This is a genomic window from Paraconexibacter sp. (assembly GCF_059438195.1).
The window spans coordinates 38708-46450 of the sequence record NZ_JBLKKY010000038.1; the positions used below are offsets into that span (position 1 = coordinate 38708).

Sequence of the window (7743 nt, forward strand, 5' to 3'; positions counted from 1 at the left end):
GTGTCACGACGGGAGCGCGGCGACGCCGTCGGCGCCGGTGAGCGCCCCCCGCCGCACGGCGGCGGTCCTCGCGGCCTCGCCGCGCGCGTCGCCGCTCGCGCCTCGCGACTGAGCGGCTGGACGGTCGCCGTCGCCGCGCTCCTCGTCGGCACGTTCCTGCTGCGGGTCTGGGGCGTCGACCACGGGATGCCCTACGCGTTCAACGCCGACGAGAACGCGCACTTCGTCCCGAAGGCGATCGGCCTCTTCGGGCACGGGTGGAACCCGCACTACTTCGTCAACCCGCCCGCCTACACGTACCTCCTGCACATCGTCTTCGCCGTGTGGTTCGGCGGGCGCGAAGGGGTGAGCGAGGCGTTCGCGTCGGATCCGACCGAGGTGTGGGTCGTCGCGCGCGTCACCGCGGCGGCCGTCGGCACGATCGCGGTCTGGCTGCTCTACCTCACCGGCAAGCGCCTCTTCGACCGCCGGGTCGGCCTGCTCGCGGCCGGGATCCTCGCGGTCGCGTTCCTCCCGGTGTTCTACTCGCACCTCGCGCTCAACGACGTCCCGACGCTCGCGCCGATCTGCCTCGCCCTCTGGGGCATCGTCGGCGTCCTCACCGAGGGGCGGACGCGCGACTACGTCGTCGCGGGCCTCGGCCTCGGCCTCGCCTGCGCGACGAAGTACACCGGCGGCATCGTCATCGTGCCGCTCGTCGTCGCCGCGGCGATCCAGATGCGCGACACCGGGGACGCGCAGCGGCACCTGCGGCTGCTCGTCCTCTCCGGCGTGGCGTCGCTCGTGGCCTTCGTCGCGGCCAACCCCTACGCGCTGCTCTCCTTCGACGAGTTCCGGGACGGCCTCGAGCACCAGACGTCGGTCTCCGGGGACGCGTTCGGCAAGCTCGGGCTCACCCACGACAGCGGGCACGAGTACTACCTCTGGGCCTTCACGTGGGGACTCGGCTGGGTCCCGGCGATCGCCGCCGCGGTCGGCTCCGTCGTCCTCTTCCGCGACGACGTCCGCCGCTTCGCGCTCCTCGTCCCTGCGCCGCTGATCTTCCTCCTCTTCATGGGCTCGCAGGAGCGCTTCTTCGGCCGCTGGCTGCTCCCGATCTTCCCGCTCGTCTGCCTCCTCGCCGCGTTCGTCATCGTCTGGCTCGTCGATCGCGCCGCGCGCCGCACCGGGCCGACGTGGCGGCCCGCCCTCATGAGCCTCGGGGTCGTCGCGCTCTGCGGGCAGGGCCTCGTCGCGAGCCTCCACTCGGGTCTCGTCCTCTCGCGCGACGACACCCGCAACCTCACCCGCGCCTGGATGGTCGAGAACATCCCGGAGCGCTCGAAGATCGTCGTCGAGCCCATCGCGCCCGACATGTGGGCGCAGGACATCGGCCGGCCGTCGCGCGCGACCGGGAACGGGAACCGGTGGATCAAGTTCCCGACGAGCCGCTCGAACATCACGAACGACGGCGTGTACCTCGCCGGCCCGGGCCGGATCGTGAACATCGAGGACTACGAGCGCACGCTCTACCCCGCGCTCGTCGACCGCTACGAGTCCGACGGGTACTGCTACGTCGTCAGCGGCTCGACGCAGCGGGGACGCGCCGAGGCGGAGCCCGAGACGGTGCCGCAGGCGATCGCGTACTACCGCGAGCTCGAGGAGCGATCCGAGCTCGTGCGCGAGGACTCGCCCTACCGCGACGGCGCCGACCCGGTCCGCTTCAACTTCGACTGGTCGTTCAACTTCTACCCGCTCAACTACCACCGGCCGGGTCCGCTCATGCGGGTCTACCGGCTCACCGGCGGGCGCTGCGCGTTCGACGAGTAGCTCGGCCCGCCGCGCACGCGAGCGGAAGCCCGGGGCTGGGCGGGGTCCGTATCCTGAGTGACGCCAGGATGCAGCGCACCGAGACCGATCACGTCCACCTCGCCCGCGCGATCGAGCTCGCTGAGCTCGGCGTCGGTCACGTGCATCCCAACCCGGTCGTCGGCGCCGTCGTCGTGAAGGACGGGGAGGTCGTCGGAGAGGGCTTCCACGCGGAGTACGGCGGCCCGCACGCCGAGCGCGCCGCGATCGCGGCCTGCGACGGCGCCGACCTCCGCGGCGCGACGATGTACGTCTCGCTCGAGCCGTGCTGCCACGAGGGGAAGACCCCGCCGTGCACCGAGGCCATCCTCGAGGCCGGGATCGGGCGCGTCGTCGTCGCCGCCGACGACCCGAGCAGCAAGGCCGCCGGACGCGGGCTGGGCATCCTCCGAGACGAGGGCGTCGAGGTCGACGTCGCGAGCGGCGAGCTCGCGGCGCGCGCCCGGCTGCAGAACCAGGCGTTCCGCAAGCACTCGCGCACCGGCCGTCCCTGGGTGCTCTTCAAGTCGGCGATCAGCCTCGACGGCAAGGTCGCGACGAGCGCCGGTGACTCCAAGTGGATCAGCTCGTCGGCGAGCCGCGAGCGCGGCCACCTCTGGCGCTCGACGGTCGGCGCCGTCGCCGTCGGCATCGGGACCGCGCTCGCCGACGACCCGCGTCTCACCGCGCGCCTCCCCGACCGCGAGCTCCGCCAGCCGCGGCGGGTCGTGTTCGACTCGACCGCCCAGCTGCCTCTCGACTCGGCGCTCGTCCTCGCCGCTCCGGACCCGCCGCTGACGGTCGTCGTCTCGCGCGCCGCCCGTCAGAGCGCGACCGCGGCGCTCGAGGCCGCGGGCGTCGACGTCATCGTCGCGACGGGCGAGAACGAGCCCGCCCGCGTGCGGTCCGCCCTCGATCAGCTCGGCGGCGACGCCTGCGACCCGCCCGTCACGTCGATCCTCCTCGAGGGAGGCCCGCGTCTCGCCGGCGCCTTCCTCGACGCCGGGGAGATCGACGAGGTCCGCCTGTTCATCGCGCCGATCCTCGTCGGCGGCCGCGCCGCCCGGGATCCGCTCGAGGGGCGCGGCGTCGAGCGCATCGCGGACGCGACACGCGCGCTCACGCTCGAGTGCGAGATGATCGCGGGCGACGTCCTGCTCAGCGCCCGCCTGAGGGAGTGGTGATGTTCACGGGTCTCGTCGAGGACCTCGGGACCGTCGAGGGTCTCCAGGAGACGGGGGAGGGCGCGCGGCTCACGGTGCGCACGCGCCTGGCCGGAGAGCTCGCGCCCGGCGACTCGATCGCGGTCGGCGGCTGCTGCCTCACCGCGACGGAGATCGACGGGGAGACGTTCGTCGCCGAGGCGATGCAGGAGACCCTGCGACGCACGGCGCTGCGGCGGCTCGCGGTCGGCGACCGGGTCAACCTCGAGCTCGCGCTGCGCGCCGACGCCCGGCTCGGCGGTCACATCGTGCAGGGCCACGTCGACGGGCTCGGCGAGGTGCGCAGCGTCCGCGAGGAGGGCTTCGCCCGAGTCGTGACGATCGCCGCGCCCCCCGAGCTGCTGCGGTACGTCGTGGAGAAGGGATCGATCTGCGTGAGCGGCGTCTCGCTCACGGTCTCGGAGATCGACGAGACCTCGTTCGCGGTCTCGCTCATCCCCGAGACGCTCGAGCGCACCACCCTCGGTGCCGCAGGCCCGGGGACGCTCGTCAACCTGGAGGTGGATGTCGTGGCGAAGTACGTCGAGAAGCTGGTGAGCCGATGAGGAGCTCGCACACGGAGGTCGGCTTCTCCACCGTGGAGGAGGCCCTGGAGGACATCCGGGCCGGGAAGATGATCGTCGTCGTCGACGACGAGGACCGCGAGAACGAGGGCGACCTCGTGATGGCGGCCGAGTTCGTCACCCCCGAGGCGATCAACTTCATGACGCGGCAGGCGGGCGGCTGGATCTGCGTCGCGCTCACCTCGGAGCGCTGCGACGAGCTCGGCCTCGAGCTCATGTCCCTCAAGAACGAGAGCGCCTACGAGACGCCGTTCACGGTGACGATCGAGGCGAGGGAGGGCGTGACGACCGGCATCTCGGCGGCCGACCAGGCGACGACGATCGCGACGGCCGTCGATCCCGCGAAGGGGCCGAGCGACATCGTCGTCCCCGGGCACGTCCACCCGCTCAAGGCGCGGGACGGCGGCGTCCTCGAGCGCACCGGCCACACCGAGGCCTCCGTCGACCTCGCGCGCCTCGCGGGCTGCACGCCCGCGGGCCTCATCTGCGAGATCCAGAACGAGGACGGGTCGATGGCGCGCCTCGACGACCTCCGGGCGTACTGCGCCAAGCACGGCTTCAAGCTCATCACGATCGCCGACCTCATCGCCTACCGTCGCAAGCACGACAAGCTCGTCGAGCGGGTCGTGCAGACGAAGCTCCCGACCGGCTTCGGCGAGTTCGACGTCGTCGGCTACCGCGCGATCCTCGACGACAAGCACCACGTCGCCCTCGTCAAGGGCGATGTCAGCGGCAGGGACGACGTCCTCGTCAGGGTGCATTCCGAGTGCCTCACCGGTGACGTCTTCCACTCGCTGCGCTGCGACTGCGGCGAGCAGCTCGAGTCGGCGCTCTCGATGATCGAGACGGAGGGCGAGGGCGTCCTGCTCTATCTCGCCCAGGAGGGGCGCGGGATCGGCCTCCTCAACAAGCTGCGGGCCTACAAGCTGCAGGAGGAGGGCTACGACACCGTCGAGGCGAACCTCAAGCTCGGGCTCCCCGCTGATCTCCGGGACTACGGGATCGGCGCGCAGATCCTCGCCGACCTCGGGCTCACGTCGATCCGGATCCTCACGAACAACCCGAAGAAGATCCGCGGCCTCGAGGGATACGGGCTGTCGGTGACCGCGCAGGTGCCGATCGAGCACGCCCCGAACCCGCACAACGAGGCGTACCTGCGGGCGAAGAAGGACCGGATGGAGCACATGCTCCACCACCAGGCGCTCAACCTCGACGAGGAGCTGCTCCACCACGAGCGCGAGCAGGATCGCGCCGCCCGCGACCACGAGGAGGGCCGGCGCTGATGGCGCGGTACGCGATCGCGGTCGGGACGTTCTACCGGGATCTCGCCGACAAGCTCGTCGCCTCTGCGCGCGCGGAGTTCGAGCGCGCGGGAGCCGCCGGCGTCGACGTCTTCGAGGTCCCCGGCGCCTACGAGCTGCCGCTCGCGGCGAAGTACGCCGCCGAGTCGGGCCGGTACGCGGGCGTCGCGTGTCTCGGTGCGGTCATCCGGGGCGAGACGACCCACTACGACTACGTGTGCGGCGAGAGCGCGCGGGGCATCATGGACGTCCAGCTCGCGACCGGGGTCCCGTGCGCGTTCGGCGTCCTCACGGTCGAGAACCTCGAGCAGGCGCTCGCCCGCTCCGGGGGCGGCAAGCGCGACCAGGGCGCGCACGCCGCGCAGGCCGTCGTCGCGCTCGCGGGCGTGCGCCTCGCGCTCTCCGCGGCGGACGGGCCTCCGCCCGATGCGTGAGCCCCGGCCCGGCCGGGCATCCGCAGGAGAGGACTTCGCCGCGCGGCGCGTCCGCGGCCCAGGTGGGCGCCTGCGCGCGGGACGAGGACGTTAGGGTTCGGAGAAGATGACGCACACGGCCGAGGTCATCGCGATCGCCATCACGCTCGGGGTCCACATCCTGGGAGCCGCCGTGCTGGTCTGGGTCATGCTCTCCGGCGACGAGGAGCGTCCGGACTGGCGCTCCCTGTGGCCCCGCGACGACGACGGCGGCAGCCCGCCGCCGGAGCCCGACACGCCCCGGCCGACGGGTCCCGGCGTGCCGCTGCTGCCCGACGCCGTCCAGAGCACGGTGCGGCTCCGCGAGCGGGGCCGGCTCGGGGACGCTCATCCGCGGCCCGCGCGGCGCCCGGACCACGTGCCGGAGCCGGCGCGCGAGCCGGTGAGGACCGACGGCTGAGCGCGGACGCGGCCCGTCAGTCGTCCTTCTCCTTCTTCTCCTTCGGCTTCTCGTCGCCGCCGCCCCCGTCCCGAGCCGGGGGCTCGAGCCCGGCGTCGGCGTAGGCGGCATCGAGCTCCTCGAGGACGACGCCCCGCTTGAAGTCGCTCACCTCGAGGCGCCGCTCGAGCAGCGGGATCGCCTCGCCGGGCCGGCCGGCACGACGCAGGGACGCGCCGAGGTTGTAGAGCGCATAGGCGTAGTACTCGTCCTCGGGCGTGGCCTCGAGCCCGGCGACCGCGCGCTCCAGGAGCGGGATCGCCTCCGCGTACCGGCCCTCGAGGAAGAGCTGGTAGCCGCGGTCGTTGAGTGTCCGCGGGTCCTCCGCGGGTGCGGGCGCGGGCTCCGGAGCCGGCGCCGGCGTCGGCTCGCCCGATGGCGGCGCGTCGCTCGTCGCGGTGGTCTCCGGCTCCGTCTCGGTCGTGTCGGCGGTCTCCGCCGTCCGGCCCTGCTCGGCCGTGGGGTCCCCGTCGCTCCCCTCCGCCGCGAGCACCGCAGCGCCGATGCCGAGCGCGAGGAGCCCCGCGGCGAGGAACGCGACCGGTGCCGCCCGGCGTCGCCCGGCGTCGTCACCGTCCTCGGCCGCCGCCGGGCGCGCCGGCGGGACGGGCGCCATGCGCTCCACGGGGCGGCGCGGGCGCGGGGTCCGCGCCGCCTCCGTCGCCATCGTGTCCGTCGGGCTCTCGGCCACCGGCAGGACGGCCGTCGCGTCGCCGGCCTCCCCGAGGCCGCGCTCGAGCTCGGCGACGAGGGCCCGGCAGGACGACGGACGGGAGTCCGGGTCGAGCGAGGCGCCGCGCGAGAGCAGCTCGTCGACCGCGGGCGGCAGCGCGTGCACCGGCCAGTGGGCAGCGCCGCCCGGTCGCTCGCCGCTGAGGACCTCGCGGGCGACGAGGGCGAACGCGTAGCGGTCGCTGGCCGGCGTCGCCGCCCGCCCCTCGCGCTGCTCCGGCGAGAGGTAGGCCGCGGTGCCGACGACGAGCCCCGTCTGCGTCATCGACGAGGTCCACCCGGCGGTCGCGATCCCGAAGTCCCCGACGAGGACGCGGTCGCGTCCGTCGAGGAGCAGGTTGGCGGGCTTCACGTCGCGATGGACGATGCCCTCGGCGTGCGCGGCGTCGAGCGCGTCGGCCGCCTCGCGGAGCCAGCGCAGCGCGGCGTCGCGGTCGAGGGGCCCCGCTGCGAGGCGCTCGGCGACGGTCCCGCCGGGGGCGAGCGCCATGACGATGTACGCGTCGCCCTGCTCCTCGCCGGCGTCGTGGATCGTGATGACGTGCGGGTGGGAGCTGAGCCGCGCCGCTGCTCGCGCCTCGCGCGTGAAGCGCTCCCGGGCGTCGGGGTCGGCCGCGAGCGCGGGGGAGAGGATCTTCACCGCGACGTGACGCTCGAGGACGGTGTCGCGGGCCTCCCAGACGGCGGCCATCCCACCGTCCGCGAGGTGCCGGACGGGGACGTAGCGAGAAGGGAGGTGGATGTCGTCGCCCGTCGGGGACATGGGCTCCAAGCTTCCCAGGGTCCAAGGGCGCTACACTCCGCCGCCTCATGGCAAAGGTCTGTCACAGCTGCGGTAAGGGTCCGTCGTTCGGCCACAGCCGCAGCCACTCGATGGTCGCGACGAAGCGGCGCTTCGACCCCAACCTCCAGAAGGTCCGGGTGCTCGTGGGCTCCTCGCCGCGCCGCGTCCACGTCTGCACGCGCTGTCTCAAGGCCGGCAAGGTCGTCAAGGCCGTCTGACGCCGCGGCTGGTCGCCGCGCGCTGACCGCTGCCGTCCCCGGAGGTCGCCGATGTCCGCCGAACGGAGCCTCGACCGATTCCGCGCCGTCGTCGACGGCGCTCTCGTCCACCTCGAGTCGCGCCGCGAGGAGATCAACGACCTCAACGTCTTCCCTGTCGCCGACGGCGACACGGGGGACAAC

General features: G+C 73.4%; 8 protein-coding genes. 7 read left to right on the forward strand and 1 reads right to left on the reverse strand.

Going from position 1 to position 7743, the window contains the following annotated elements:
• The 6 genes from ACME2J_RS13775 to ACME2J_RS13800 all read left to right on the forward strand — a co-directional run bounded on the left by ACME2J_RS13775 (position 1) and on the right by ACME2J_RS13800 (position 5787).
• Positions 1–1809: an ArnT family glycosyltransferase gene (locus ACME2J_RS13775; protein WP_495545497.1), complete on the forward strand. Its 1809-nt coding sequence runs from the start codon at positions 1–3 to the stop codon at positions 1807–1809.
• A gap of 68 nt (positions 1810–1877) precedes the next feature.
• Complete coding sequence (gene ribD, locus ACME2J_RS13780; RefSeq protein WP_495545498.1) at positions 1878–3011, forward strand: bifunctional diaminohydroxyphosphoribosylaminopyrimidine deaminase/5-amino-6-(5-phosphoribosylamino)uracil reductase RibD; 1134 nt, start codon at positions 1878–1880, stop codon at positions 3009–3011.
• Positions 3011–3595 (forward strand): riboflavin synthase, encoded by a 585-nt coding sequence (locus ACME2J_RS13785; RefSeq protein ID WP_495545499.1) that lies wholly within the window; start codon positions 3011–3013, stop codon positions 3593–3595. Before ribD ends, ACME2J_RS13785 begins: the two co-directional genes overlap by 1 nt.
• Positions 3592–4896 (forward strand): bifunctional 3,4-dihydroxy-2-butanone-4-phosphate synthase/GTP cyclohydrolase II, encoded by a 1305-nt coding sequence (locus tag ACME2J_RS13790; protein ID WP_495545500.1) that lies wholly within the window; start codon positions 3592–3594, stop codon positions 4894–4896. The genes ACME2J_RS13785 and ACME2J_RS13790 overlap by 4 nt, the downstream gene beginning before the upstream one ends.
• Positions 4896–5348, forward strand: a complete 453-nt coding sequence (gene ribH, locus ACME2J_RS13795; RefSeq protein ID WP_495545501.1) for a 6,7-dimethyl-8-ribityllumazine synthase — start codon at positions 4896–4898, stop codon at positions 5346–5348. The genes ACME2J_RS13790 and ribH overlap by 1 nt, the downstream gene beginning before the upstream one ends.
• A 106-nt stretch (positions 5349–5454) precedes the next feature.
• The gene (locus ACME2J_RS13800; protein ID WP_495545502.1) at positions 5455–5787 is read left to right on the forward strand and encodes a hypothetical protein; all 333 of its coding nucleotides are present in this window, start codon (positions 5455–5457) and stop codon (positions 5785–5787) included.
• Positions 5788–5803: 16 nt separating this feature from the next.
• On the opposite strand, the gene ACME2J_RS13805 is transcribed toward ACME2J_RS13800, so the two are convergent.
• Positions 5804–7321, reverse strand: coding sequence for a serine/threonine-protein kinase (locus tag ACME2J_RS13805; RefSeq protein WP_495545503.1), 1518 nt, complete (start codon positions 7319–7321; stop codon positions 5804–5806).
• Positions 7322–7368: 47 nt separating this feature from the next.
• Between ACME2J_RS13805 and rpmB the strand changes: the two genes are divergently transcribed.
• On the forward strand, positions 7369–7560 hold the full coding sequence (rpmB, locus tag ACME2J_RS13810) for a 50S ribosomal protein L28 (RefSeq protein WP_495545504.1): 192 nt from the start codon (positions 7369–7371) through the stop codon (positions 7558–7560).
• Positions 7561–7743 lie beyond the last annotated feature (183 nt).

What these genes read in the sequence shown, in the direction of transcription:
- ribD (WP_495545498.1), top strand. Translation starts at nt 1,878, where the DNA reads ATGCAGCGCACCGAGACCGATCACGTCCACCTCGCCCGCGCGATCGAG.
- ACME2J_RS13785 (WP_495545499.1), top strand. Translation starts at nt 3,011, where the DNA reads ATGTTCACGGGTCTCGTCGAGGACCTCGGGACCGTCGAGGGTCTCCAG.
- ACME2J_RS13790 (WP_495545500.1), top strand. Translation starts at nt 3,592, where the DNA reads ATGAGGAGCTCGCACACGGAGGTCGGCTTCTCCACCGTGGAGGAGGCC.
- ribH (WP_495545501.1), top strand. Translation starts at nt 4,896, where the DNA reads ATGGCGCGGTACGCGATCGCGGTCGGGACGTTCTACCGGGATCTCGCC.
- ACME2J_RS13800 (WP_495545502.1), top strand. Translation starts at nt 5,455, where the DNA reads ATGACGCACACGGCCGAGGTCATCGCGATCGCCATCACGCTCGGGGTC.
- ACME2J_RS13805 (WP_495545503.1), bottom strand. Translation starts at nt 7,321, where the DNA reads ATGTCCCCGACGGGCGACGACATCCACCTCCCTTCTCGCTACGTCCCC.
- rpmB (WP_495545504.1), top strand. Translation starts at nt 7,369, where the DNA reads ATGGCAAAGGTCTGTCACAGCTGCGGTAAGGGTCCGTCGTTCGGCCAC.